Origin of the sequence: Halopiger aswanensis, from assembly GCF_003610195.1 — an archaeon.
Classification (GTDB): Archaea; Halobacteriota; Halobacteria; order Halobacteriales; family Natrialbaceae; genus Halopiger; species Halopiger aswanensis.
In genome coordinates, this window is record NZ_RAPO01000003.1 from 24,294 (window position 1) to 48,417 (window position 24,124).

The following is a 24,124-nucleotide window of genomic DNA, read 5'->3' on the forward strand; positions in this document are numbered from 1 at the left end:
CCTATGGTCTCCCGCGAGAACCGCGTCATCGCCGGTTCGTTCGTCCTCTTCGTGCTCGCGATGGTCGGATGGTTCGTCCTCGAGAATGCAACCGGTATCGCCGACGGCGATCACCCTCTCGTCATGTTTCTCGTCCTCTACGGGCTACCGGTCGTCCTCCCGCAACTGTACCTCGCGGCCACCGGCGACGGGGGCGTGACGCCGCGGACGCGGGTGCGGTTCGCGGTGGCCTTCTCCGGGCTGTTCGCGCTCGTCACCGTCGGCAGCGCCGGCGTCCGGTGGTCGTGGTCGACCGCGTTCGACGACCTCGAGATGCTCCAGTACACGCTGCTCGGCGCGATCGGTATCGGCGCGTTCGGCGGCTTGTTCTGTTACGAGGTGCTCGCGGGCTATCGCTCGAGTATGGCGGATACCGCGCCGTGAGCGGAACCGGCGTCGAAACCGTCCCGCACCGCGTCGCCCCAGACGGGAATCAGCAATCCTTAGGACCGGGCGGCCGCTCCTCTGAGTCATGACCAGCGATTCGGATTCGAATTCCGACCCGGCCACCCTCGCCGATCGGGTGCAGGACGGCGACCTCCGCATCCACGAGCTCGAGGAGCACGCCGACTACGACACCGCCGCCGAAGCCCGCCGGCTGCTCGTCGAACGGGAGACGGACGCCGACCTCGAGGCGGTCGGCGACTACACGTTCGACGCCGAGCAAGCGGACCCGAACATCGAGAACATGATCGGCGCGGCGCAGGTACCGATGGGCGTCGTCGGGCCCGTCCCCATCGACGGCAGTGCGGCGGACGGCGAGCACTACCTGCCGCTCGCGACGACCGAAGGCGCGCTGCTGGCCTCGGTCAACCGCGGGCTCTCCGTGATCCGCTCGTCGGGCGGCGCGGACGCTCGGGTGACGAAAAACGGCATGACGCGCGCACCGGTCTTCCGAGTCGACGGCGTCGCCGAGGCCGCCGAGGTCGTCGAGTGGGTCAACGACAACGTCGCGGCGCTGCGCGAGGCCGCCGAGTCCACGACCAGCCACGGCGAACTGATCGACGTCGAACCCTACGTCGTCGGCGACTCGGTCTACCTGCGCTTCGCCTACGACACCAAGGACGCGATGGGGATGAACATGGCCACGATCGCCACCGGCGAGGCCTGCGAGGTCGTCGAAAGCGAGACGCCGGCCGACCTCGTGGCGCTCTCGGGCAACCTCTGCTCGGACAAGAAACCCGCCGCGGTCAACGCCGTCGAGGGCCGTGGCCGCTCGGTTACCGCCGACGTCGTCATTCCCGGCGAACTCGTCGAGGAGCGCCTCCACACGACCGCCGATGCCATCGTCGAGGCCAACACCCGAAAGAACCTCACTGGGAGCGCCAAGGCCGGCAGCCTGGGTTTCAACGCTCACGCCGCCAACGTCGTCGCCGCGGCCTTCCTCGCGACCGGTCAGGACGAGGCCCAGGTCGTCGAGGGCGCGAACGCGATCACGACGATGGACACGCGCGATTCGGACGGCGACGGCCCCGCGGACCTCTACGCCAGCGTCTCGCTGGCCTCCCTCGAGGTCGGCACCGTCGGCGGCGGTACGAAACTCCCGACCCAGGCCGAGGCGCTGGACGTCCTCGGGCTGCGGGGCGGCGGCGACCCGCCGGGCTCGAACGCCGACGCGCTGGCCGAGATCATCGCCGTCGGCGCGCTCGCCGGCGAGCTCTCCCTGCTCGCGGCGCTATCCTCGCGCCATCTGGCGAGCGCTCACGAGGATCTCGGTCGGTAGCGACTCGAGTGACTCGGGGACCGAACACCGGGACGGATGACAGCGTATATGTTCCACCTGTGAGATGAACGCCTGTGTCGCTGGAGTGTACGATTCGTCCCGCCGCACCCGACGAGACGGAGGCCATCTTCGTCGTTCACGTCGCGGCGATTATCGCCCACGGCCCCTCAGCGTACACCGAGAAACAAGTTGCGGCGTGGGCCGCGAAGACGGACGGAACCGATAGATACGCGGCCTCGATCGAAGATCCGTCGACTGAAATCGTCGTCGCAGAGGTCAACGAGCGTATCGTCGGCTTCGGCGAACTCGACGTCGGAAACGGCGAGATCGAATCTATTTTCGTCGATCCCGACTGGGGCGAACGCGGGATCGGGTCGTCGCTCCTCCGCCACTTCGAGCAGCGGCTCCGCGACGAGGGATTTAGCCGTGTTCGGCTCCGAGCCGCGCTCAACGCGGTGGGCTTTTACGAACGCCGGGGATACGACCCCGGCGAGCGAGTAACGACGCGGACGACGAACGACGTCGCTCTCGAGTCGCGCTGGATGGAGAAGCCGATCTGAATCGATAGCTTAGAGCAGTCGGTACCGCCCGCGACTCTCGCTCACGTCGCCGCGTCGCGTCAGTTTCTCGAGTCCCGTCCGAACGTCCTCGGCAGAAACGCCGCGCTCGCCGGCGTACTCGACCACCTCGTCCTCCGTCGGCCGCTCGAGTTCCCGCAGCGCGTCCCGGATGATTTCCTTCTTGCTCCCGCTGCGGGTCGGCCCGCGCGGATCGCGGTCGCCGGCGGCTTCGACCGCCTCGACGTCCAGTCCGGACTGCTCGAGGTACTCGTCGTCGTCGACGACGCCGTCGGCGACCTCGTCCTCTAAGGCGTCGAACGAGTCCAGTTCGGCGAAGGCCTCGCCCTCGCCCTGGCGGTTCGCGAGCATCGAGGCGCGCACGTCGCGGGCGTGGCTCGCGTCGTCGGTCTCGACGAACTTCTTGCGCTTCTCGTAGGCCTTCCGGGCGCCACAGCGGGGACACTGGGTCGTCTCCGATCGCCCTTCGATGATCCAGAGGTTCGAACACTCGCTACAGCCGACGACGGCGTACATGCTCGTCTCGAGGTGGGTTCGGGCGGTAGTTGAACCTTCGGACCGCGGCTCAGTCCACCGTCGCTCGACAGAAACGAACCGCCGCCCTACAGCGAAACCTCGAGCGTCTCGTCGGTGCCCGCGAGTCCCGACACCGAAAGCGTCGCCGATTTCCGCCCCGTCTTTTCGACGTCGATGCGAGCGGTGAACGAGGTCTCCATCCCGGTGAGCATGCTGTTGACGTCCGTCTCGAGGTCGGCGCTCGTGTCGAACGCACAGATCCCGACGCCGTCGCCCCGGCGGAGTTCCGTCAGGAAGTTCGAGTTGAGGAATCGGTAGACCGAGCGCGCGTCCTCGATCTCTTCGCAGATAGTCGAGCAGAGGAAAATGCCGGTCCGGAACCGGTCGACGGACTGTTGCGAGGTGGCAACGAGACTCGAGAACTCCATCCCCAACCCCGTCAGATCGGAAATATCGTCGACGATCGAGATACCGTCGCCGTTGCCCCGTCCCTCCCGGGCGAGCACCGACGACCGGGAGCCCGCGTCCGCACCCGCGCTCGCCTGATTCAGCGACCGCCGAACCGCGTGGCCGCGCTGTTCCGTGGTCAGAACGATACTTTGTTCGTCTTCCGACGCGGCGACGAGCGCGGCGAAGACGGCCTCGAGCGCGTCGGCGTCGTCGCCGGTCAGCAGGATCGAGGTTCCGCTGTCGATTCCCTCGATCGGGAGCGAGTCGACGCCGAACTGGCCGGATCCGGCGACGCTCATCGGTCCACCTCCGCCTCTGCACCGGTACCGGCACCCGCCGGCGCGTCCGTCGCCGTCGCGCGGCTCTCTCGGACGGTCTGGCGAAGCTCGAGGATCTCCATCGCCGTCGCGGCGTACTGTTGGAGCGTCTCCCGCTCGGCCGGCGAGTAGCCCCGCGCTTCGTGGTCGAGCACGCAGACCTGGCCGATGACCTGCCCGTTCGGCGCGGTCATGTTCGCGCCGGCGTAGGAGACGATTCCCAGGTTCTCGAGTTGCGCGTTCCGGTTGAACCGCTTGTCGTCGGCGATGTCTTCGACGACCATCACGTCCTCCTGAAGCATGCTGTGGGTGCACATGGTATCCTCGCGGGTCAGCGAGTCCCAGTCGGCGCCGGTGCAAGCCAGGAAGTTCTCCTCGTCCTCCTCGATCAGCCCGATAAAGGAGACCGCGACGTCGAAGTGGTCCGCGATCAGGTCGGTCAGCCGGTCGAAGCTCTCCTCGATCGGCAGTTCGTCGATATCGTACTCCTCGAGCGTCTCGAGGCGCTCGTCCTCGTCGTCCGGCGCGAGGAAGCCGACCTGCGCGCTGTGATCGATCACGTCGTTGACGACGAAGCCCAGCCGATCGTCGGCGTCGGGCAGGTCGCGGTTGAGGTACTCGACGATCACTTCCTCGAACGATTCGGTATCGATATCGGCGGGCGAGACGTCCGTAAAGAGGACGCAGGGCGTCTGCGGCGCCTCCGCGCGCAGCGCGTCGACGACGTCCATGCCGGTCCCGTCCTCGAGTTCGTAGGCGGTCACGACGCCGACGACCGGCTCGTCCGCGAGCGTTTCGGTCGCCGCGTCGACCGACGTAGCCTCGACCGCGGTCAGTCCGTCGTCCGCATCGATCGTCGACGCGACCGACGAGACGCGTTGGTCAGAATCCACACAGAGAACAGTTCTGGTCATTCCGCAGTAGATACCGAGAACCGTATTAAAAAGCGTCTGGCCAACGATAACGGACTGTTGACAGGTGCGAGCCGGCGAAGCCGGCGAATCCGGCGGCGTTCGACGACCGCCCCGAGAACTATAGGCTCTCGGCGGGTTCCCGTACGCATGGAGCGGACATCGCTTTCCGACCTCGAGATCGCGGAGGCAGCCGACGGCGTCCACCTGGCGCTGATGGCCGGCACCGAGTCGATGAACGTCCAGCACTTCGAGATCGAAGCCGGCGCGACGGTCGAGGAGCACAGCCACCCCCACGAGCAGACCGGGTTCATCTACGAAGGGGAACTAACCTTCCTGACCGACGGCGAGGAGCTCACCTGCGGCCCCGGCGATTCCTACGCGATTCCGGGGGACCAGCCCCACGCGGCCGAGAACCGCGGCGACAAACCGGTCCGGGGCGTCGACATCTTCAGCCCGCCGCGGGAGAATCCGAGTTGGCAAGGGGAGTAGGGACTGTGTATCGACTGTTGACCACCGTTTTCTCGAGCGCTGCGGTATCGCGGCCGTTCGTAAACAGCTAGTTGACCGCCGCACTCGAGTTTCTGGTCGGGCCGAGGCGCCGCGGTGTCGACGCTCGCTTCGGCTGCCGGCGCGTTCCTGCAGGTGCTCGTCCTCGTGCCGGTAGTCGGACTCGTCGGGCGGTACGCTCGAGAACAGATCATCGATACGTGACTGGTCATCTCCGAGTCACCGCCGGTAGGCGGTGATCGTAGAACTCGGTTGGAACCGGAGATCTGCGGTCTCAGATGTTCCCTTCGATGATATCACGTACGCGCTGTCGATCGAACAATTGGTTCGATTCCGGCACGTCAGGGAACGAATCTGCGTCGAACTCGCCAAACTCCTCAGGGAACAACTGCTGACAGACCATCTCCGTCTGCAAGAGATTGACCAGCGGTCCCTGCGAACCGAAGGCGCCCGGATAGATCGCGCCATTCCGGACAGCAGTCAGTCGGTCGCCAACTGCGTACTCTTCCATCGGCGTAACATACTGTTCACGGAACGCCGCCGCCGAAAACCGGTCCGTGTCACCCGTCGTTCCGATCCCCCAGTGGACGATGATCATCTCCGGATCGACTTCGAGCAGTTGTTCGTAATCGATCGTCCCCGCATCAACCATCTCGTCCGAGAATGCGCTCTCGATACCGAGGTCTCGGTATGGCTTCATTTCAATGCCCTCGATCTGCGTGTTCATCGGATAGAAGGTCCCCTCGCTGGGGTCGGACGCACTGTTAATGAGCGCAATCTCCGGCCGTTCCTCTTCGGGGGGTAGTCGCGACCGAACTTCGGTCCGTAGCTCACGGTGGATGTCCGCCAGCGCTTCGTATCGGTCGTGCTCCTGAAAGAGGTCCGCGAGCCGTTCGAACGCGTCGTACAGCGAGTACAGTTTGTAATTATGCCACTCCCGCCGTCGAAGGATATTGTTCCCGAAGAACGGAGCCACATTCTGGCGGATCTCTTTGGTGTCCGATCGATCCCACGAGTCGTCCCACCCCGTTTCGTGCATATAGTTGGGATCCATCAGAATTACGTCGGGGTCGAGTTCGTAGAAGATCTCCTTATCCCAGCCCCCCGCCGACAGCGATTCCGTTTCCGAGACCGGCGGGACGTCGAGTCCGTACGGCTCGAAGAGGAATCCCGGAATCATGTTCGTTGATGTCAAAAATCCGTTCCGCTTTCCGAGAGCAAACGCCATGTCTGCCCACTCGCCGTTGTTCACGATGTATGTCTCGGGGACGCCGTCGAAGGTATGACATCCCGAGGGTTCAATGCACGCTTCGTACGCTTCGTCCGTTCCCATTGACTGACCATCATCGGTCGTCGACTCAGAAGTGGAATCGGAACCGTTCCAGCCGGCACATCCTGCGAATAGGCCGCCGGTAACGACCGCCCCGCCGTACTTGATCCAATCGCGTCGCGTCGCCGCGTCCTGCGTCGCGTAATTGCGCTCCATGTCTTTAGGCTAGCCTAAAACAACAAAGTAGTTACGGGTTCAACATATCGACACCACCCATACTGGCAATTAAATGTAAACAGAACCAGGCGGTCGGAACAGGAGTCAGACAACCGGTTGGAGGCCGATCACTCGAGGGACTTGCGCATTTCGATGTGCGGAATTCCCGCTTCGTCGAACTCCTCGCCGCGACTTTCGTAGCCGAGCGAGCGGTAGAACCCCTCGACTCGAGTTTGGGCGTGGAGTTTGATCGCCTCGAACCCGCGCTCTCGAGCCGCCTCCTCGGTGGCACACATTAGTTCGCGGCCGACGCCGGCCTCGCGGTGGGACTCGAGGACGGCGACGCGTTCGACTTTCCCGACGACGTCACCGTCGTCGGTCTCGTACTCGCGCAGCCGCGCGGCGCCGACCGGCTGGCCGCCGGCGTAGGCGACGAAGTGGACCGCGTCCGCGTCCGGGTCGTCGTGTTCGTCGTACTCGAGGTCCTCGTCGACGCCCTGTTCCTCGACGAAGACGGTCTGTCGGACGGCGAAGGCGTCCTCCCGTTGCTTATCGTCGTCGACGACGTGTACGTCGGTCATCGCGACGGGGTAGGGAGTCGCGTCGTGAGAACGTTACGACACGGTCCGACCGGTGCCGGAACGCGCAGTTCCCGCTGAGCCGCGAGGAGCGATAAAAACGAAAGAGAGCGATCTTGCGGATCGTCGCCGTACGACTTACGAAAGCTTCTCGATGTTGTCGACGACTTCAGCCGTGTACTCGCTGGTCGCGAGCTTCTCGGCGTCCTCGAGCTGACGCTCGAGGTCGTAGGTGACCTTGCCGGAGGAGATGGTCTCCTCGACGGCGTCGCGGATGAGGTCGGCGGCGTCGTCCCAGCCGAGGTAGTCGAACATGAGACGGCCCGAGAGGATCATCGCGGTCGGGTTGGCCATGTCCTGGCCGGCGCGCTTGGGCGCGGAGCCGTGGACGGGTTCGGCGAGCATGCGACCCTTACCGAAGTTGCCGCCCGGTGCGATGCCGAGGCCGCCGATCTGGGCGCCCGCGGCGTCGGAGAGGTAGTCGCCGTTGAGGTTCGGCATGGCGAGCACGTCGAACTCGTCGGTGCGCAGCTGCATCCACTGGAGCATCGCGTCGGCCAGTCGCTCCTCGACCATGACGGCGCCCTCGGGGATGTCGATGTCGTCCTGCTCCTCCCACAGCGAGTCGGGTGCCGCGAAGACCTCGTCGTCGGGGTACTCCTCGTCGGCGACCTCCATGCCCCACTCGGAGAACTGCCCCTCGGTGAACTTCATGATGTTCCCCTTGTGGACGAGCGTGACCTTGTCGCGGTCGTGCTCGAGGGCGTAGTCGATAGCCTCGCGGACGAGGCGCTTCGAGCCCTTCTCGGTGATCGGCTTGATGCCGATGCCGACGGGACCGTCGTGGATGGTCGAGTCGAAGCCCATCTCGTTCTCGATGAAGTCTCGAACCTTCTCGACTTCCTCGGTGCCTTCCTCCCACTCGATGCCGGCGTAGACGTCCTCGGTGTTCTCCCGGAAGGTCACCATGTCCATCTGCTCGGGCTCGGACATCGGCGACGGGACGCCGTCCAGGTAGTAAGTCGGCCGGACGTTCGCGTACAGATCGAGCGTCTGGCGCAGCGCGACGTTCAGCGAACGGAAGCCGGCGCCGACGGGCGTCGTGAGCGGGCCCTTGATCGCGACGCGGTGTTCCTTGATGGCTTCGACCGTCTCGTCGGGGAGGTTGACGTCTTCCCCGTACTTCTCGCGAGCGGACTCGCCGGCGTAGACGCGCATCCAGTTGATCTCGCGTCCGGTCGCTTCCGCGGCGGCCTCGAGGACTTCCTGTGCGGCGGGGCCGACGTCCTGCCCGATTCCGTCGCCGTGGATGATCGGGATGATCGGGTTGTCGGGCACCTCGAGCTCGTCTTCGGTACCCTCTTTCAGCGTAATCTTTTCCCCGTCGTCAGGGACCTCGATTTTGTCGTAGCTCATTTCGTCTGTACGGTGCCCCGATGGGGGTAAAAGACCTACCATTTCTCTCGCCGTCCGTGAACGTCGTTCGTCGATTAGCAGGGGTCGTATTCGTCGATAACGATGTGCGACAGCGCGTGTAATCGCGAAAATCCCGCTGGATCGGAATTCACGGTTGTATAAACATTCGTCGTATAACGGGCGTATCGGACTAAAGATCCAAACTTGGGGTCGACGATACTCGCGGGAGAACGCCGGCAAACCCGGCATTCGTCTATATTGTATTATCGTGAAGGTCTATCCTGGTCGCACCGCGCCCGCTCTCGGCCAGTGTCGTCGTCCCAGTAGCGGACGATCGTCGCGACGCCGAGACAGACTGCTGCCAACCCGAGAACTCCAACGACGATCCCGACGATGCTCGTCAGCCAGGATTCGGCGGATCCAACCCACAGGACGGTCCCGAGCGTAATTCCGACGACGACCTGTGCCGTACCGACGTCAACCGGATCCCGCGGCTCCGCGCGCAGCACGCGGCCGAGCGCAACCGCCGACATGACGGCACAGAATACGACGAGGAGGGCGACCGGCGTCATCGTCGCCGTCGGTTCACAAGCCGCGGTCGTAAGTGTGGGGGTTTCGATTCAATCCCAGAAGATCGTTATCCCGGGCGTCCGTCCGACGGCGTATGCAGCTACTCGTTCACGGTGGCGCCGGCAGCGAGCCTGACGAGCCAGAACCCAGGGCAGCGGTCCTCGAGCGGGCGGCCGAAGCCGGTGCGGAGCACTCTTCGCCAGTTGACGCGGTCGAAGCGGCGGTGAACGTCCTCGAGTCCTCGCCGCGGTTCAACGCCGGCGTCGGCGGCGCCGTCCAGAGCGACGGCGAGGTTCGGACGGACGCCGGGATCATGACCGACGATCGGTCGGTCGGCGCGGCCTGTTCGATGCCCGGCGTCGAGCACGCGGTCAGCGTCGCCCGCGTCGTCATGGAAGAAACGCCCCACGGGTTCGTCTCCGCCGACCACGCCGTCTCGCTGGCCGAGGCGTTCGATATCGAAACCGGCGTCGACCTCTGGGCGGATCGCACGCGCGAGCAGTGGGCCGACCTCGAGCCCCCGACCGGCGGGACGATGGCGGAACTCGAGTGGATCCGCGAGCGGTACGGGAACGCGGATCCGGGCGGCCGTGAGTCCGATGCCGAGTCAGGCGCCGATTCAGAACGAGCGTCGACCACCGATACCGATGTCCACGACCACGACAACGCTGAACGAGGTCCAGCGAGCCGCGATCCGCGGGATCACGACACCGTCGGCGCCGTCGCAATCGACGGCGACGCCCTCGCGGCGGCGACCTCCACCGGCGGCCGGTGGCTCGCGCTCGCCGGGCGAGTCGGCGACGTCCCGCAGGTCGGGTCCGGCTTCTACTGCTCGCCCGCCGCGGCCGTGAGCGCGACAGGTGCAGGCGAGGATATCGCTCGAGTCACGCTCTCACGTCGGGTCGCGAGCCACGTCGAGCGCGGCCTCGATGCCCAGACGGCGGCCGAAACGGCGATCGAGGAGTTCGCCGAACTGACCGGCTCGAGTGCCGGCGTCATTACCGTCGACGCGGCGGGAAGACTCGGCTCGGCGTACAACAGTGGGGCGATGCAAACGGCGCGAGCGGAACGCTAATTGGATCATCTACAGTCCGCAATCGATTTCGACTCCGACTCCAACTTCGACTCTGAGTCCGAGTTCCATCTCAGGTTCTAGCTCCCGAGCGGAATCACCTCGAGACCGCGACGAGGGTCCACCTGTAGACGGACAATTCGGCGGTCTCGAGGCGACCCGGTTCACGATCACGACGCTCGTCGAACTGATCGCCCGGGGTAGTCGCTGGCGCTCTCGCGCCAGTCGAGAAACGGAGACAGGAGGGTATAATTCGGCGCGACCGTTTCGCAGCGTTCCGGGCGGTTTACGTGACGTTAGGGGGACAAACGACAGCATTCGATGCGCCACCCGGAGGCGGAACCTCTTTTTGTCGACCGATCCAACCCGGGAACATGGCCGAATCCGACGCAGACGTGGACCTCGAGTCCGAGAAGTACGAAAAACACCGCGAAGCGGGCGAGATCCTCGCGCAGGTACGCGAGGAAGCAGCCGAACGCGTCGAGGTCGGCGCGAGCCACCTCGAGGTCGCCGAGTACGCCGAGGATCGGATCCGCGAACTCGGCGGTGAACCGGCGTTCCCGGTCAACATCTCGATCGACGAGGAGGCCGCCCACGCCACGCCGTCGATCGACGACGACACCACCTTCGGCGAGGAGATGGTGAATCTGGACATCGGCGTTCACGTCGACGGCTGGCTCGCCGACACCGCGATCACCGTCGACCTCTCGGGTAACCCCGAACTGGCCGAAGCCTCCGAACAGGCGCTGGAGGCCGCCCTCGAGGTCGTCGAACCGGGCGTCGAGACCGGCGAGATCGGCGCCGAAATCGAGGACGTCATCGACGGCTACGGCTACAACCCCGTCGTCAACCTCACCGGGCACGGCCTGGGCCACTGGGAACAACACACCAGTCCCAACATCCCCAACCGCGCCGTCTCGCAGGGGGCGACCCTCGAGGTCGGCGACGTCGTCGCCATCGAACCCTTCGCGACCGACGGCGGCGGCAAGGTCACCGAAGGCGCCAGCGAGGAGATTTTCGCGCTCGAGCACGAGGGAACCGTCCGGAACCGCCAGGCTCGCGCGGCGCTCGATCAGATCACCGAGGAATTCAAAACGCTCCCGTTCGCGACGCGCTGGCTCGAGACGGATCGCCCGGAAATGGCGCTGCGACGGCTCAAGCGAAACGACATCGTCCACGGCTACCCCGTGCTCAAGGAGGACGACGGCTACCTCGTCAGTCAGAAGGAACATACCGTCATCGTCACCGAAGACGGCTGTGAAGTAACGACGAAGGGCGAGAACGAGTAGTCCAGTATCGCGGTTCCCCAACCGGTGACGCCCGTGCGGGCGGCGATCTGGAGCGGAGAGCGGAGAGAGATCGGGGCGGTGGTTCGATTGCAGTTCTGGGGCCGGATTACGCGTTGTTCATCCGCGGACTCGTGCGGTTGCCACAGCGCTGGCACTCGCTGACGCGGTAGGGCTCGCGGGAGAACTGTGAGTTTTCCTCTTTGAGGCTCTCGGTTCGAATCTGGACCGACACCTCGTGGAGCGTCTCCAGGTCGCAGTCGTCACAGTATTCGGTCATCCCATTGAATGAGTCATCTGTCGTTGCCATTACCGGTTTACTTGCGTTAGTCTTAGCTTAAAGCCCCGCTTCATTTCGAGATCTGAGTCGAAACGCCCCGGAGCGGGCCGCTCCGGGACGAAACGTCCTAAGATAGTTCGATATCGTTTATGTGTATTTCTCAGCGCGTATGTAACGTGAACAGGAATTTCCTGAAATCGTAGTAATTTGCTATTACCAACGGCCGCTGTCGGCAGTTCTTGCCACGACTCGTCGCGTGCCGCGCTCGTGCGCAACCAGTATAGGGCCGGCGCGAGTGACCTCGCGTATGGAGCAGGTGTTCGCACCGTGGCGGATCGAGTGGATCAGACGCGACGAGACGAACTCCGACATCGAGGACTGCGTCTTCTGTGAGTTGCCCGAACGGGACGACGACCGGGAAAACCTGCTCGTCGCGCGTAGCGAGCACGCCTTCGTCATGCTGAACAACTACCCCTACAACCCGGGCCACCTGATGGTTATTCCTCACTGTCATACCGGCGACTACGGTGAACTCGAGGACGAGCAGTTGCTCGACCACGCCCAGTTGAAACAGCGCACGTTCGACGCGCTCGAGGAAGCGCTCGAGCCCGACGGCTTCAACGCCGGACTCAACCTCGGCGACGGCGCCGGCGGTTCGATCGACGACCACCTGCACACGCATGTCGTCCCGCGCTGGGAGGGCGACACGAACTTCATGCCGGTCATCAGCGATACCACGGTTATCGTCGAAGCGCTCGAGGACACGTACGACAATCTCCACGATGCGTTCGCCGGGCAGGACGGGGCGGTCGTCTCGGACGAAGACAGCGCCGTCGTCTTCGAGTGATCGGCTGAGTCGACGTCCAGTTCTCAGGTCGACCGCATCGGATCATCACCGCGAGCAGGAGGGCGACTGCCGGCCGAATCCTTGTCCCTCTCGCCGTCGAACCCGGCTGGCGTGTACGTACTGACCCGACTCGAGGAACTGCTCGCGGCGTACCTGACGCTGCTGGACAACGTCGCGACATTTCTCTTGACGGCCCTCCTCGCGTACGCGGTCGGTCGCGTCGTCGTCCTCCCGCTGCTCGGACTCGCGATGGACTACCGCGGGACCGAGCGGACACTCCGCGAGGGGCTCGAGCAGGTCGCAGCCGCCGGCGTCATCGTCGGCGCGGTCGTCGTCGGGCTCTGGATCGCCGGCCTCGACTTCCTCCTCGAGCGAGCGGCGATCCTCGTCGCCGGGTTGACGGTCGCGCTCGGCTTTGCGGCGCAGAACGTCGTCGGCAACTTGGTCAGCGGCGTCTTCATCGTCACCGATTCGACGTTCAATATCGGCGACTGGATCCGCTGGTCGGAGCAGGAGGGGGTCATCGAGGACATTCGCTTCCGATCGACGCGGGTCCGGACCTTCGACAACGAGGTGATCACGGTGCCCAACTCCGAACTGACCGCGAACGCGGTCACCAACGCCGTCCTCAACGAACGGCTTCGGCTGACGGTCCCCGTGTCGGTCAACTACGACGACGACCTCGAGACAGTTGCCGCGGTGCTCACGGACGCGGCGGACGACCACCGCGATATCCTCGAGCACCCCGAGCCGACTGTCCGTATCGCGGACCTCGGCGACACCGTCGACGTCGTCGCGGCCTTCTGGATCGCCGATCCCGACCGCGACACCTACGCTCGAGTCCGGTCGTCGTACGCCCGCGAGATCGTCGACCGCCTCGATGCCGCGGGGATCGATCTGGGGCAGGCGAATCCCCAGGCGCTCGAGGGAGAGATCGGCGTAGTACCGCCATCGGAAGTCGCGTCAGAATGGGGCCCGGCGTGGCTTTCGACCGCCGAGTCGGGATCGGAGGCGTCGGAATCCGACGTCTCGTAGTCTGGTTCAGGCGTAGCTCGTCTCGAGGAAGTCGAGAATCCGCTCGGATTCGGCCATCGTCACGCCGTACTCCTCGTCGACGATGACCGGGACCTGTCGCTGCCCGGAAACGCGCTTGACCTCGTCGCGCTCGGAGTGGGGCGCGTCGACCCAGACGCTCTCGTAGTCGATGTCGAGCTCCTCGAGTCGGTCGGCGACGGCCTCGCAGTACGGACAGCCGTCGAGCTGGTACAGCGTTACCATAGGCGCCCGTTCGCGTCGAATCGACAAAAGGGTAGGTGCCCGCGTTACACCAGGGTTCGTACGTAGCCTCCGATCGTCCGACGAATACCCTCCATCTCGATACAGCGAGCACCCCTGGCCCGCTTTAAGTGTCTCTGGTCACAAGGTGGAGCTATGACGGAGGAGTGCCGGTTCTCGTGGTAAACTTCACTTCTAGTGTCGACTCCGGCGTTCGACGGGCCCGCCCACCGCGAACCCGTATCGCTTTAAGTGCCTCTACTCACAAGGAGTAGATACGACAGGAAGTTCTTCAGCCGAATTTTCCTCTTCGGGTTTCGTCGCTGCCAGCGACAGCTAATTCGAACGACGGTCAGCACCTGACCTCGACCCCGTTGTTCCTTTAAGTGCTTCTGGTCACAAGGTAGAGCTACGAAGGGAGATTCTCCCGGTCCTCGCTGTCTTTTCCGCAGGGCGTGCCGTAATCTCGGTCAGTACATGGTAGCCGTTCCGGACCGCGTCCGCAAACGGATCGACGAGCAACTCACGTCCCTCGAGCAGCGCCACGACATCACTGTCGCGTTCGCGGTCGCTCGCGGCAGCCACGCGTGGGGCGCTGCGAGCCCGAAGAGCGACTACGACGTCGGCTTCGTCTACGTCCCCGACGACCTCCGGACCTACGCGCACCTTGAAGGGGCGAGCGAGACGATCACCGAGAGCCGCAGCGATGTCGAATATCAGGGCTCGAACGTCCGCAAGTTCGCACAGTTGCTCGCCGACTCTAACGAGGGCGCGATCGAGCTCCTGCGGAGCCCGGTTCGGTACCGCGTCGCGTACGACCCCGCCGACCTAACTGATTACGTCACGCGCGCGTACAACCCGATCGAGTGCTACCACGACTGGCGGGCGATCGCCGCAAACAACTACCGGAAGTACCTCTCGGACCACCTGGTCCGCAGCGACGACGCGATTTTCCCGATCCTCGAGCGGACCGAGGACGGGTACGTCGTCGAAGCGGACGACAGCAACGCCGAGACGGTGACGATCGCAGCCGACGACGAGCGCTTCGAGGAAACGCAAACCCGGCCCACAGTCAAACGGAATCTCACCGTTTACCGTGCGGCGATGTACGCCCGCTACCTGAAAGAAACCGGGGAGCGGGGTGGCCACGACCTGCCGGCGATCGACTTCGGAGCGTTTCTGGCTGAACAGGCACCCTCCGTCTTCGACCCCGATCGAATCGATCGGGCGCGGGTGCTGCTCGAGCGGAAACGTCGCGGCGAGGGTGGCGTCCGTGTCGACGATCAGGTCGGGCGCGAGTTCGCCCACCCGCCGAAGCAAATCGATCCTGCGGTCCACGCGCGGGAGGGCCCTGATCACGAGCGATTGAACGCGTTCATCGACGACGTAATCGCAGCGGTTCGATGATCGGGCCCCTCGCCGATGGCGGACGCACCAGTCGCCGACCGTCGACGCTCCTTTAAGTCACTCTGGCCATAAGGTAGAGCTATGACGGGAGGTCGTCGTTTCTCACGTTCTCAGCTCAGTAGCAATGGCCATCAGGAGGTCTCACTGTGAGTATCGGTGTCCTCGGCCCGGTTTAAGTAGTGCTGGTCACGAGGCAAAGATACGAAGGAGATTCTCCCGCGCGCTATCCTCCGTAGTCGCTTGTCCGTCGCTGCTACGACTACTACGTCGAACGTGATTTGATACGCCCGATCATCGCCGGCGTTCTTTAAGTGTCTCTGGTCACAAGGTGGAGCTACGAAGGGCTTTTCGAGACGACTCCTCCGATCGATCAGCGACGGTACTCTCGTCGATCACGGATGATTGCGGTTTATTCGTAGAGACCCCGCAGAAACGAGCGAGCCTTTTTCCGTCTCCCTGTCTGAGCGAATACCAAGATGAGAGACGACGGTTCCGAACCCGGTCCGGGCGGTCCAGACGGTGTCGGCCGCGACGCGGCCGTCGCCGACGAGTACGGCGACGAGTCGTACGGAGCGCCCGGCACCGGCGTCGACCCTGACCCCGAACGCCGCCTCGAGACCCGTCCCGGGTCCGGATCGCTCTCCCGCGCGGACGTCCAGCGCGACTCGACGGTCCGCCAGTGGGGCGTCGTCACGCCCAGCGCGACCGTCATCGGTCGTCCCGAGTCCCCCGACGCGGACCTTTCGGAGAGCGTCCGCCGCCTCCACGACGAACAGCACGCGGCGACGCCGGGCTACAGCGAGCGCGCCCACCGGCTGGACCGACTGCGAACGACTCAGGCGCTGTGCAACGCCCTCGAGGTGACGCCGTGGCAACGGGACCTCGCGCTCGGCGTCATGGACGAGATCGATCTGACGGCGTTCGGCAGCCAGCGCGCGATCGAGAAGGTCGCGCTGGTCGTGATCCGTCACGTGGTCGACGTCGACCGGCGCTCGTACTTCGGGCTGGACGACATCGACGCGCAGGCGCTGTCGGCCGACCGCATGGAGGAACTGTTCGCTCAGTACCGCGCCCACGACATCACCGAGGAGGAGACGTTCAAGAAGCTCGCCGCGAAGTACGGCCTCGATACAACGAGCCTGAACCGGCTCCGGCGCGTCCTGAAGGAACAACTCGAGGACGAACTGCCGGCCTACGGTCGCAACCCGTACCGCGACCCGAACCTGCCGGGCGTGACCGACCGCAACGAGTCCCCGAACCCGGCCGACGAGGCCGACAGCGAACCGGCCTGAGATTCGGACGCGACGCAATCAGTCCCACGTCGGTGGCCAGATCTCCGCCGCTCGCATTCCCGGCTCGTACTCCTGTTCTCGGAGGCGCTCGCGTAATGCTTCCTCGTCGATTCGCGGCACCGACCGGTGCGTTAACTCGCGCACGAGCAGCGCCGTCAGCATGGCGTGTTCGCGCAGATTTCGCGGATCGACCTTGTCCCGCGTGTCCGCGGTCGTGTGCCCCCAGCCGCGGCCCCGCTCGCGTCCCTCGGGCGGCTCGCTGTGGAGTTGCAGCGACGGAACGCTAGCGCGCAGGAACGGCCAGTGGTCGCTGAACGGGTGCGGGTCGGGTTCACGAACAACCGGCTGTCCCGCCTCGCTCGCGACGTCCTCGGCGAGATCGGCGAGCGGCTCGGACCCGTGGGAAAGCGCCCGCAGGTTCCGGAACCGACCCGCGCCGTCGACGTTGACGACGGCCCGCACCGACTCGAGGTCCAGTCGGTCGGCCAGCGCCTCGGCACCCAAGAGGCCGATCTCCTCGCAGCCGACGCCGACGATCCGGACGGTACACTCGAGAGCGTCCTCGATGTCGGCGAGGATCTCGCTCGCGGCGGCGACGGTCGCGATGCCGCAGCCGTTGTCCAGCGCGCCCTCGGTGATGTCGTGGGCGTCGTAGTGGGCGACGACCACCACCTCCTCGTCCGTCTCCGGCCCGAGTTTCCCGTAGACGTTCTGACTCGAGCCCTCTCGAGTCTCCGCGTCGAACCGAATCCGCGCTCGCGTGCCCCGTTCGGCGTACTCCGAGAGCCAGTCGCCCGTCTCGGCGCTGACGCCGATTCCGGGGACGGCCGCCTCGGCGTTGAACTTCAGCGCGCCCGTCGGCGGGAGTTGGCCGGGAACGTGATTGGCGAAGACGAACGCCTCCGCGCCAGCGTCGACGGCGTGGCCGAACTTCTCCATGCGGTGGACGAACCGCTGGCCCTCCGGCGTGGTCGTGCTCGCGAGGGCGATCGCCCCCTCCAGATCGGCGTCCTCGATCTCCGCGGGGGTTCCGTGACCGACGTCGACGAGCGGCCCTTCCACCTCGGCGGGCGGCGCGTACGGGAGCGCGATCGCCTCGAAGGAGCGCTCGACGCGGCCCGCATCCGTCGCGTCGCCGTCCGCGTCTCCGTTCTCGTCGTCGCGCCGATCGTCGGTCGCGCCGGTCGCCGGATCGCCACCCAGAACGGTGAACGCCGTCGTGCCGCGTTCCCACCGCTGCATCGGAAACTCCTCGAGCCGGACGTCCTCGAGACCGACCGCCGAAAACGTCTCGCGGACGATCTCGGCGGCTCGGCGCTCACCAGCGGAGCCGCCCATCCGATGGGGGAGTTCGGTCAGTCGCGTCAGCAGCTCCCAGGCTCGATCGTCGGTCCACGCGCGACCGAGCGCGCGCTCGAGGGTCGCGTCGTGGTTGCCGTCGCGCTCCCGATCGTGGTCGCGGTCACCGTCGGAATCGTCCGCCCCGTCCATACGAACGCATTCGCCTCGAGCGGCAAAAATTTCCGGCGCGCACACCGCCTGTGGGTCTCCGACACGCTTTACCACCTTCGTTCCGAAAACCGGGCTATGAGTTCCGTACCCGAACGTTCCGAGATCGACGAGGAGTACACCTGGGATCTCGAGAGCGTCTACGCGACCGACGAGGACTGGGAGGCGGCGTACGAAGCGGTTGCCGAGCGCGTCGAGGAGCTACAGACCTACGAGGGACAGGTCACCGACGACGCCGAGACGCTGCTTTCGGTCCTCCAGTTGCGCGACGAGATCATGCGCGAGGTGTCGACCGTTTCGGCCTACGCCCGGATGCGCCGCGACGAGGACACGACGAACCAGCAGTACCAGGCGCTGACCGCCCGCGCCCAGTCGCTGGCGGCCGACGCCCAGTCGGCGGCGTCGTTCATCGACCCCGAGATTCAGGAACTCACCCGCGAGGAGTTCGACGAGATGGTCGAGGCGGAACCGGACCTCGAGACCTACGACCACTACGTCGACGACGTCCTCCGGATGAAACCCCACACCCGCTCGGCCGAGGTCGAGGAGGTGCTCGCGGAACTGAGCGAGGTCACCGGAGCGACCGGCGAGGTGTACAACATGCTCTCGAACGCGGACATGGAGTTCCCGACCGTCGAAGACCCTGAAGGTGAGGCGGTCGAGATCACCCAGAGCAACTTCACGAACCTGCTCAAACGGCCCGATCGGGATTTCCGTCAGCGCGTCTACGAGGGCTACTTCGACGAGTGGGAGTCCGTCCGGAACACGGTCGCCTCCGCCTACAAGAACAGCGTCAAGGCCGACGTCAAGACGGCGCGCGCTCGCAACTACGACACCGCCCGCGAGGCCGCGCTGGACGGCCCGAACGTCCCCGTCGAGGTCTACGACACGCTCGTCGATACCGTCCACGACAACCTCGACAAGCTCCACCACCACACCGAACTCAAGCGCGAGGCGCTGGGCGTCGAGGACCTCCAGATGTGGGACCTCTACATGCCACTGACCGGCGACGAAGGCCCCGACCTCGAGTACGATCAGGCCACGGAGTACGTCGTCGACGCCCTCGAGCCGCTGGGCGAGGAGTACCAGTCCCGCGTCGCCGAGGGGCTCGACTCGCGCTGGGTCGACGTCTACGAGAACGAGGGCAAGCAGTCCGGCGCCTACTCGGGCGGCACCTACGATACCCAGCCGTTCATCCTGATGAACTACCAGGACGACATCTCCTCGATGTACACGCTGGCCCACGAACTCGGCCACTCGATGCACTCCGAACTGACGAAGGAGGAACAGCCCTTCGTCTACTCGGGCTACGAAATCTTCGTCGCCGAGGTCGCCAGCACCGTCAACGAGGCGCTGCTGACCAACCACCTCCTCGAGACCGTCGACGATCCCGAGTTCAAGAAGCACGTCCTCAACGAATTCTTAGAGCGCGTTCGCTCGACGCTCTACCGGCAGACGCTGTTCGCGGAGTTCGAACACGAGGCCCACCGCCTCGAGGAGGCGGGCGAGGCGCTCACCGCCGACCGACTGGACGAACTCTACCGCGAGCTCAAGGCCCAGTACTACGAACCCGCCGCGATCGACGACCGGATCGCCCGCGAGTGGATGCGCATCCCGCACTTCTACCGGGCCTTCTACGTCTACCAGTACGCGACCGGCATCTCGGCCGCGCTCGCGATCACGGACCGAATCTTCGATCAGGGTGCCGAAGCCGCCGACGACTACCTCGAGTTCCTCCGGCAGGGCTCCCGCGAGTACCCGCTGGAGCTCCTGCGGATCGCCGGCGTCGACATGAGCAGTTCCGAACCGATCGACCGCGCGCTCGAGACCTACGGCGACCGACTGGACGAACTCGACGCGCTGCTCGAGTAACTGAGCCGCCCGCGAGCACGGCTGCGACCGTCGATCGCAGTTGAGTACAGAGTCACAGCCACCCGTCGTCTTTTCCGTCGACCCCGCACCGAGCGGCCGCCACTGTAATCACGGTGACACCGTCATTTGCAGGCTCCATACGCGTGACCGACCAGAAAACCGTCCGGGACCCAAAGGCACATTTATCGCCGGGGACTTATCCGTGTACGTCAAGATGTCTCGAAGCCCCTCTCTTCCCGAACGACCCCATCGCGATATCGACCCCGATCTGCCCGACGACGAGCGGCTCGAGGCGCTGCGCGATCATTTCGACGATATCGTCGACGTCCACGAACAGCTCTCCGACCAGCTCGACGAGGCCGAGAAGCGCCGCGAGCAACTCCGCGAGAAAGTCGACCGCGTCGAGCGCGAGAACGAGACGCTCAAGAGTTCCTCGCTGTACATCGCGACCGTCGAGGACGTGATGGCCGACGACGAGGTCGTCGTCAAGCAACACGGCAACAATCAGGAGGTCCTCACCGAGGTCTCGCCGCGCGTCGCCGACCGCGTCGAACCCGGCGATCGCGTCGCCGTCAACGACTCCTTTGCGATCCAGACCGTGCTGGACGCCGAGACCGACGCGCGCGCCCAGTCGATGGAGATCACCGAGAAGCCCGAGGTCGGCTACGAGGACATCGGCGGCATCGACGAGCAGGTCCGCGAGGTCCGCGAAGCCGTCGAGCAGCCCCTCTCCGAGCCCGAAGTCTTCGACGAAGTCGGCATCGAACCGCCCAGCGGCGTCCTGCTGTACGGCCCGCCGGGCACCGGCAAGACGATGCTCGCGAAGGCCGTCGCCAACAAGACCGACGCCACCTTCATCAAGATGGCCGGCTCCGAACTCGTCCGCAAGTTCATCGGCGAAGGCTCGCGGCTCGTCCGCGACCTCTTCGAGATGGCCCGCGAGCGCGAGCCCGCCATCATCTTCATCGACGAGATCGACGCCATCGCCACGACGCGGTCGGAGTCCAAGACCTCCGGCGACGCCGAGGTCCAGCGCACCATGATGCAACTGCTCTCGGAAATGGACGGCTTCGAGGCCCGCGGTGAAATCCGTATCATCGCCGCCACCAACCGCTTCGACATGCTCGACCGCGCGATCCTTCGTCCGGGCCGGTTCGACCGCCTCATCGAGGTCCCCGAACCCGACCGCGACGGCCGCGAGCAGATCCTCGAGATCCACACCCGCGACATGAACATCGCCGATGGGGTCGACTTCGACGCCCTCGCCGACGATACTGAGGGCTACTCCGGGGCCGACATCGAGAGCCTCGCCACCGAGGCCGGCATGTTCGCTATCCGCAACGAGCGCAACGAAGTCACTCACCAGGACTTCGTCGAGGCCTTAGAGAAGATCGAGAACGACGACTCGAGCGACGTGATCTCTTCGGCCGGGTACTTCTACCAATAAGAACGAAGTTTTGCTCTACGGGTGCGCCTTCGGCGCACCCTCGGCAAAAATCCGATTAAAAGCACTCCTCCTTCCTCTCCGCTCGCTGCGCTCGCTTCGAGTCAGTCGTCGGCCCGCTCGCTCAGCCTGCGGCTTCGCTCGCGGTCAATTTCGGTGGGATAGCCTGCCCTCCCCCGACTCGCAGCGTCCTCAGTTCTTCGGACACTGCTCGCGGCCACCGTGGTTCGATCAGGTGGGTTCGGTGTGATCCGTCCCCTTCGAGCCACCCGCGAATCGCAAGCCCTTACGCCGCTCGTCTCCGAACACGGATATGACCTCGAGTACGATTCGCGTCGTCTGGGGTGTCGCCTCGGCGCCCACGGCGATGGCCTCTTACGACGCCGCGCTGGCGGAAGCGGGCGTCGAGAACTACAATCTCGTTTCCGTTTCCTCCGTGATCCCGGCGGGTGTCGACGTCGAGGCCGTCGGCACGGCGCCCGACCTCGGTCCCGCTGGCGAGCGCCTGACCGTCGTCGAAGCGCGTGCCACGTCCGCAGGACCCGGTCGGGTGAGCGCGGCGCTGGCTTGGTCCCAATCCGTCGACGACGGGCCGGGCCTGTTCTACGAGACGGCCGGTGAAATGGACCGCGAGGACGTCGAACGACGCGTCCGCGAGGGGCTGGCCGCGGGGCAGGAACTTCGCGACTGGGAGTTTACCGAGCCGCGGGTCGCGGTCGAGAGCGGCCAGGCCGAGTCCGGAACGTACACGACGGCGCTGGTGCTTGCCGTCTACGGCGAGAGCGAACCGATTCTCTGACGCGCACGACAGCGCTCGAGACGGATGCGGAGGAAGACTGTACGAAGCCGAACCCTTTTGATCCGTCGGACCCATGATATCCATACACACTTCTCATGAACGGAAATACGCCGTACGCAGGGTTGCCGGGAGAGACGGCCGCAGGGCAGCGCGCCGCAGCGGACGTTCCTGACATCTCGAGCGCACAGAAACGGCTGCTCCACCGCGACGTCTCCCGGATTGCGGCCCGCACGCGGGAGTTCCTCCCCGACGAGTACGTCGTCGACTCCCAGATCTCGACCGGCGCCACCGGGCCGCAGGTGACCGTTGCCGTTCGCCCTCCGGTCGGCCACGCCGTCAGTGCCGGCTTCACGCCGAATTTCGAGGACGACGCGTCCGAAGGCGAGGTTATCGATCCCGACGAACGCGACGAAGTTGCCCGCGGGCTGGCCGCCAGCGCCGCGCTCCAGATGAAACAGGCGATGAGCAGTAACGTCAAGCCGACCGGGAAGTAGATCGAGAGTCGACCGCGGCGTTGCGGTAGGGTTTACGATCGCTGACCCCCTCGTATCGCGATCGGGTCCCCATTTTGCTTCCGACTTCGGTTCCGTCTCTGACTCCAACTCTGACTCCGGTCTCACAGAACGGACCCTACTCTATGCACCTCGAGTCGAACGACGAGCGACGAGTGCACGTTCAGTACAGCAGTTGCTCGAGTTGGTGCTGGCGCCGCTCGAGATCGATCGCTGGCTCGACTTCGGGATCGGCAACAAGGCGGTCGATCACGAGAAGCGGATCCGTCCCGGCGCGTTCGACCGCGCGGAGCAGCGACTCGATCGCCGAGCGGTTCGTCGCTAGTGACGAACACAACCCGAGCGCGAGAGCCAGCGGGATCGCTCGCTCGGGTTCAGTTGGGAACGCATCGCTGACACGGCGGAAGTCGGGGTCGTACTCATCCGCGTTCGGTTCTTCCGCTCTCGCGGTAGCAACGGACTCGAGCGTAAGACAGTGCGGACAGAACGCGACGGTTCGGGCTTCATCGGGTGCGTAGTCTCGGTACTCGTCGGGAACCGAAACGCAAAGCATCGACGTCCGACACTCGGGACAGGACTGAGATTGTGAATGGACCATCGAAACTGAAAGACAAATTGACGGGCGACGAGGGTACTGGGGCGGCGGACGTCCGCTCGTGTGTACTGTGGTGGGAGCGTTACTGGTTCGCCGCAGGCGACTGCGCGGCGGTATCGGGCTGGACGTCCTCGAGTTCGTCCTGTTCTTCTTCGGCTTCCTTCGCCTCAGCTTCCTCGGCTTCCTTACGCTGTTCTTCTTTCTCCTCGGCTTCCTTCTTCTCCTTGATCTTCTTCAGGCGGAAGGTCTCCTCGCGCTCTTGCTCCTCGAGTTTCTGCTCGATGTACTCCTGGCTGTCGTAGAGTTCGGGCAGGAGCTTGAACTCCAGCGCGTTGACGCGGCGCTTGGCCGTCTCGATCTCGCGGAGCATCTTTTTCATCGCCGTCTCGACCTCGGCGGCGAGAATGATGCTCTCGAGGAGGTCCTCGTAGGCTTCGGCGGCCTCGTCGATGCGGGCCGACGAGCCCATGATCCCGTAGCCGCGCTCGTCGAGACTCTTGGAGACGCGGGAGGATTCGATCTGCGGGACGACGACGCCCATGATGTTCTTGGACTCGGTGGTGATCTCGGGGTGTTCCTGCAGCGCGGCGGCGGCCCCGCGAACCGCGACGTCGCCCTCCATGGCCCGTGCCATGTTGATCTTCTTCTGGGCCTGTTCGTAGTCGTCGGCCAGATCACCGCGGACGTCCTGGGCCTTGTCCAGGATGTCCATGAACTCCATGATCAGCCCGTCCCGTTTCTTCTCGAGTGTGCCGTGCCCCCGCTCGGAGAGTTCGATGCGGTCCTCGATCTCCATCAGGTTCTTGCGGGTGGGCTTGACGTCCTTGGCCATCTTGGGGG

26 protein-coding genes are annotated in these 24,124 nt (G+C 65.0%); 14 read left to right on the forward strand and 12 right to left on the reverse strand.

Annotated features, from left to right (window positions below; all coding sequences use genetic code 11):
• Positions 1-3 precede the first annotated feature (3 nt).
• The 3 genes from ATJ93_RS14065 to ATJ93_RS14075 all read left to right on the forward strand — a co-directional run bounded on the left by ATJ93_RS14065 (position 4) and on the right by ATJ93_RS14075 (position 2,322).
• Complete coding sequence (locus ATJ93_RS14065) at positions 4-423, forward strand: hypothetical protein (protein WP_120245308.1); 420 nt, start codon at positions 4-6, stop codon at positions 421-423.
• A gap of 88 nt (positions 424-511) precedes the next feature.
• Positions 512-1,762, forward strand: coding sequence for a hydroxymethylglutaryl-CoA reductase (NADPH) (gene hmgA, locus ATJ93_RS14070; RefSeq protein ID WP_120245309.1), 1,251 nt, complete (start codon positions 512-514; stop codon positions 1,760-1,762).
• A 74-nt stretch (positions 1,763-1,836) separates the two neighbouring features.
• Entirely contained in the window at positions 1,837-2,322 is a 486-nt protein-coding gene (locus tag ATJ93_RS14075) for a GNAT family N-acetyltransferase (protein WP_120245310.1), read from the forward strand.
• A 9-nt stretch (positions 2,323-2,331) separates the two neighbouring features.
• Here ATJ93_RS14075 and ATJ93_RS14080 read toward each other — a convergent pair whose 3' ends face one another.
• The 3 genes from ATJ93_RS14080 to ATJ93_RS14090 form a co-directional block, all read right to left on the reverse strand.
• Positions 2,332-2,856, reverse strand: a complete 525-nt coding sequence (locus ATJ93_RS14080) for a DUF5817 domain-containing protein (RefSeq protein WP_120245311.1) — start codon at positions 2,854-2,856, stop codon at positions 2,332-2,334.
• Positions 2,857-2,942: 86 nt separating this feature from the next.
• Positions 2,943-3,605, reverse strand: a complete 663-nt coding sequence (locus ATJ93_RS14085; protein ID WP_120245312.1) for a hypothetical protein — start codon at positions 3,603-3,605, stop codon at positions 2,943-2,945.
• Entirely contained in the window at positions 3,602-4,516 is a 915-nt protein-coding gene (locus ATJ93_RS14090; RefSeq protein ID WP_211334065.1) for a GAF domain-containing protein, read from the reverse strand. Before ATJ93_RS14090 ends, ATJ93_RS14085 begins: the two co-directional genes overlap by 4 nt.
• A 168-nt stretch (positions 4,517-4,684) precedes the next feature.
• On the opposite strand from ATJ93_RS14090, the gene ATJ93_RS14095 reads away from it, so the two are divergent.
• Positions 4,685-5,026, forward strand: coding sequence for a cupin domain-containing protein (locus ATJ93_RS14095; protein WP_120245314.1), 342 nt, complete (start codon positions 4,685-4,687; stop codon positions 5,024-5,026).
• Between the two features lie 292 nt (positions 5,027-5,318).
• Here the strand turns inward: ATJ93_RS14095 and ATJ93_RS14100 are convergent, their stop codons facing one another.
• The 4 genes from ATJ93_RS14100 to ATJ93_RS14115 all read right to left on the reverse strand — a co-directional run bounded on the left by ATJ93_RS14100 (position 5,319) and on the right by ATJ93_RS14115 (position 9,096).
• The gene (locus tag ATJ93_RS14100) at positions 5,319-6,530 is read right to left on the reverse strand and encodes an ABC transporter substrate-binding protein (protein ID WP_120245315.1); all 1,212 of its coding nucleotides are present in this window, start codon (positions 6,528-6,530) and stop codon (positions 5,319-5,321) included.
• A gap of 128 nt (positions 6,531-6,658) precedes the next feature.
• Positions 6,659-7,111, reverse strand: a complete 453-nt coding sequence (locus ATJ93_RS14105) for a GNAT family N-acetyltransferase (RefSeq protein ID WP_120245316.1) — start codon at positions 7,109-7,111, stop codon at positions 6,659-6,661.
• 135 nt (positions 7,112-7,246) lie between these two features.
• The gene (gene icd / locus ATJ93_RS14110; RefSeq protein WP_120245317.1) at positions 7,247-8,524 is read right to left on the reverse strand and encodes an isocitrate dehydrogenase (NADP(+)); all 1,278 of its coding nucleotides are present in this window, start codon (positions 8,522-8,524) and stop codon (positions 7,247-7,249) included.
• 263 nt (positions 8,525-8,787) lie between these two features.
• On the reverse strand, positions 8,788-9,096 hold the full coding sequence (locus tag ATJ93_RS14115) for a hypothetical protein (RefSeq protein WP_120245318.1): 309 nt from the start codon (positions 9,094-9,096) through the stop codon (positions 8,788-8,790).
• Between the two features lie 92 nt (positions 9,097-9,188).
• On the opposite strand from ATJ93_RS14115, the gene ATJ93_RS14120 reads away from it, so the two are divergent.
• A complete protein-coding gene (locus ATJ93_RS14120; RefSeq protein WP_120245319.1) occupies positions 9,189-10,169 on the forward strand; it encodes an isoaspartyl peptidase/L-asparaginase in 981 nt (326 codons plus the stop codon).
• Positions 10,170-10,540: 371 nt separating this feature from the next.
• Positions 10,541-11,455: a type II methionyl aminopeptidase gene (gene map / locus ATJ93_RS14125; protein WP_120245320.1), complete on the forward strand. Its 915-nt coding sequence runs from the start codon at positions 10,541-10,543 to the stop codon at positions 11,453-11,455.
• A gap of 106 nt (positions 11,456-11,561) precedes the next feature.
• On the opposite strand, the gene ATJ93_RS14130 is transcribed toward map, so the two are convergent.
• Positions 11,562-11,762, reverse strand: a complete 201-nt coding sequence (locus tag ATJ93_RS14130; protein WP_120245321.1) for a DUF7835 family putative zinc beta-ribbon protein — start codon at positions 11,760-11,762, stop codon at positions 11,562-11,564.
• Positions 11,763-12,039: 277 nt separating this feature from the next.
• Here ATJ93_RS14130 and ATJ93_RS14135 point away from each other — a divergent pair, with 277 nt between their 5' ends.
• Positions 12,040-12,579, forward strand: a complete 540-nt coding sequence (locus tag ATJ93_RS14135) for an HIT family protein (protein ID WP_120245322.1) — start codon at positions 12,040-12,042, stop codon at positions 12,577-12,579.
• A gap of 111 nt (positions 12,580-12,690) precedes the next feature.
• Complete coding sequence (locus tag ATJ93_RS14140; RefSeq protein ID WP_120245323.1) at positions 12,691-13,614, forward strand: mechanosensitive ion channel family protein; 924 nt, start codon at positions 12,691-12,693, stop codon at positions 13,612-13,614.
• A 6-nt stretch (positions 13,615-13,620) separates the two neighbouring features.
• Here ATJ93_RS14140 and ATJ93_RS14145 read toward each other — a convergent pair whose 3' ends face one another.
• Positions 13,621-13,857: a glutaredoxin family protein gene (locus tag ATJ93_RS14145; protein ID WP_013879366.1), complete on the reverse strand. Its 237-nt coding sequence runs from the start codon at positions 13,855-13,857 to the stop codon at positions 13,621-13,623.
• A gap of 474 nt (positions 13,858-14,331) precedes the next feature.
• Here ATJ93_RS14145 and ATJ93_RS14150 point away from each other — a divergent pair, with 474 nt between their 5' ends.
• Together ATJ93_RS14150 and ATJ93_RS14155 are read left to right on the forward strand one after the other, a co-directional pair.
• Positions 14,332-15,261, forward strand: coding sequence for a nucleotidyltransferase domain-containing protein (locus ATJ93_RS14150; RefSeq protein WP_120245324.1), 930 nt, complete (start codon positions 14,332-14,334; stop codon positions 15,259-15,261).
• Positions 15,262-15,737: 476 nt separating this feature from the next.
• A complete protein-coding gene (locus ATJ93_RS14155) occupies positions 15,738-16,553 on the forward strand; it encodes a DNA-directed RNA polymerase subunit epsilon (RefSeq protein ID WP_120245325.1) in 816 nt (271 codons plus the stop codon).
• An 18-nt stretch (positions 16,554-16,571) separates the two neighbouring features.
• Here ATJ93_RS14155 and ATJ93_RS14160 read toward each other — a convergent pair whose 3' ends face one another.
• Positions 16,572-18,044, reverse strand: a complete 1,473-nt coding sequence (locus tag ATJ93_RS14160; protein WP_120245326.1) for a M28 family peptidase — start codon at positions 18,042-18,044, stop codon at positions 16,572-16,574.
• A gap of 96 nt (positions 18,045-18,140) precedes the next feature.
• Here ATJ93_RS14160 and pepF point away from each other — a divergent pair, with 96 nt between their 5' ends.
• The 4 genes from pepF (at position 18,141) to ATJ93_RS14180 (ending at position 22,671) form a co-directional block, all read left to right on the forward strand.
• Positions 18,141-19,934 (forward strand): oligoendopeptidase F, encoded by a 1,794-nt coding sequence (pepF, locus tag ATJ93_RS14165; protein ID WP_120246007.1) that lies wholly within the window; start codon positions 18,141-18,143, stop codon positions 19,932-19,934.
• Between the two features lie 214 nt (positions 19,935-20,148).
• Complete coding sequence (gene pan2 / locus ATJ93_RS14170; RefSeq protein ID WP_120246008.1) at positions 20,149-21,381, forward strand: proteasome-activating nucleotidase Pan2; 1,233 nt, start codon at positions 20,149-20,151, stop codon at positions 21,379-21,381.
• A gap of 310 nt (positions 21,382-21,691) precedes the next feature.
• Positions 21,692-22,177, forward strand: coding sequence for a pyruvoyl-dependent arginine decarboxylase (locus ATJ93_RS14175; RefSeq protein ID WP_120245327.1), 486 nt, complete (start codon positions 21,692-21,694; stop codon positions 22,175-22,177).
• A gap of 95 nt (positions 22,178-22,272) precedes the next feature.
• On the forward strand, positions 22,273-22,671 hold the full coding sequence (locus tag ATJ93_RS14180) for a DUF5811 family protein (RefSeq protein WP_120245328.1): 399 nt from the start codon (positions 22,273-22,275) through the stop codon (positions 22,669-22,671).
• A gap of 181 nt (positions 22,672-22,852) precedes the next feature.
• On the opposite strand, the gene ATJ93_RS14185 is transcribed toward ATJ93_RS14180, so the two are convergent.
• Complete coding sequence (locus tag ATJ93_RS14185; RefSeq protein ID WP_120245329.1) at positions 22,853-23,287, reverse strand: DUF6276 family protein; 435 nt, start codon at positions 23,285-23,287, stop codon at positions 22,853-22,855.
• A gap of 79 nt (positions 23,288-23,366) precedes the next feature.
• Positions 23,367-24,116, reverse strand: coding sequence for a V-type ATP synthase subunit D (locus tag ATJ93_RS14190; RefSeq protein WP_120245330.1), 750 nt, complete (start codon positions 24,114-24,116; stop codon positions 23,367-23,369).
• Between the last annotated feature and the right edge of the window lie 8 nt (positions 24,117-24,124).

Coding starts and splice junctions, on each gene's coding strand:
- ATJ93_RS14065 (WP_120245308.1), top strand. CDS start 4: ATGGTCTCCCGCGAGAACCGCGTCATCGCCGGTTCGTTCGTCCTCTTC.
- hmgA (WP_120245309.1), top strand. CDS start 512: ATGACCAGCGATTCGGATTCGAATTCCGACCCGGCCACCCTCGCCGAT.
- ATJ93_RS14080 (WP_120245311.1), bottom strand. CDS start 2,856: ATGTACGCCGTCGTCGGCTGTAGCGAGTGTTCGAACCTCTGGATCATC.
- ATJ93_RS14085 (WP_120245312.1), bottom strand. CDS start 3,605: ATGAGCGTCGCCGGATCCGGCCAGTTCGGCGTCGACTCGCTCCCGATC.
- ATJ93_RS14095 (WP_120245314.1), top strand. CDS start 4,685: ATGGAGCGGACATCGCTTTCCGACCTCGAGATCGCGGAGGCAGCCGAC.
- ATJ93_RS14100 (WP_120245315.1), bottom strand. CDS start 6,530: ATGGAGCGCAATTACGCGACGCAGGACGCGGCGACGCGACGCGATTGG.
- ATJ93_RS14105 (WP_120245316.1), bottom strand. CDS start 7,111: ATGACCGACGTACACGTCGTCGACGACGATAAGCAACGGGAGGACGCC.
- icd (WP_120245317.1), bottom strand. CDS start 8,524: ATGAGCTACGACAAAATCGAGGTCCCTGACGACGGGGAAAAGATTACG.
- ATJ93_RS14115 (WP_120245318.1), bottom strand. CDS start 9,096: ATGACGCCGGTCGCCCTCCTCGTCGTATTCTGTGCCGTCATGTCGGCG.
- ATJ93_RS14120 (WP_120245319.1), top strand. CDS start 9,189: ATGCAGCTACTCGTTCACGGTGGCGCCGGCAGCGAGCCTGACGAGCCA.
- map (WP_120245320.1), top strand. CDS start 10,541: ATGGCCGAATCCGACGCAGACGTGGACCTCGAGTCCGAGAAGTACGAA.
- ATJ93_RS14130 (WP_120245321.1), bottom strand. CDS start 11,762: ATGGCAACGACAGATGACTCATTCAATGGGATGACCGAATACTGTGAC.
- ATJ93_RS14135 (WP_120245322.1), top strand. CDS start 12,040: ATGGAGCAGGTGTTCGCACCGTGGCGGATCGAGTGGATCAGACGCGAC.
- ATJ93_RS14145 (WP_013879366.1), bottom strand. CDS start 13,857: ATGGTAACGCTGTACCAGCTCGACGGCTGTCCGTACTGCGAGGCCGTC.
- ATJ93_RS14150 (WP_120245324.1), top strand. CDS start 14,332: ATGGTAGCCGTTCCGGACCGCGTCCGCAAACGGATCGACGAGCAACTC.
- ATJ93_RS14155 (WP_120245325.1), top strand. CDS start 15,738: ATGAGAGACGACGGTTCCGAACCCGGTCCGGGCGGTCCAGACGGTGTC.
- ATJ93_RS14160 (WP_120245326.1), bottom strand. CDS start 18,044: ATGGACGGGGCGGACGATTCCGACGGTGACCGCGACCACGATCGGGAG.
- pepF (WP_120246007.1), top strand. CDS start 18,141: ATGAGTTCCGTACCCGAACGTTCCGAGATCGACGAGGAGTACACCTGG.
- pan2 (WP_120246008.1), top strand. CDS start 20,149: ATGTCTCGAAGCCCCTCTCTTCCCGAACGACCCCATCGCGATATCGAC.
- ATJ93_RS14175 (WP_120245327.1), top strand. CDS start 21,692: ATGACCTCGAGTACGATTCGCGTCGTCTGGGGTGTCGCCTCGGCGCCC.
- ATJ93_RS14180 (WP_120245328.1), top strand. CDS start 22,273: ATGAACGGAAATACGCCGTACGCAGGGTTGCCGGGAGAGACGGCCGCA.
- ATJ93_RS14185 (WP_120245329.1), bottom strand. CDS start 23,287: ATGGTCCATTCACAATCTCAGTCCTGTCCCGAGTGTCGGACGTCGATG.
- ATJ93_RS14190 (WP_120245330.1), bottom strand. CDS start 24,116: ATGGCCAAGGACGTCAAGCCCACCCGCAAGAACCTGATGGAGATCGAG.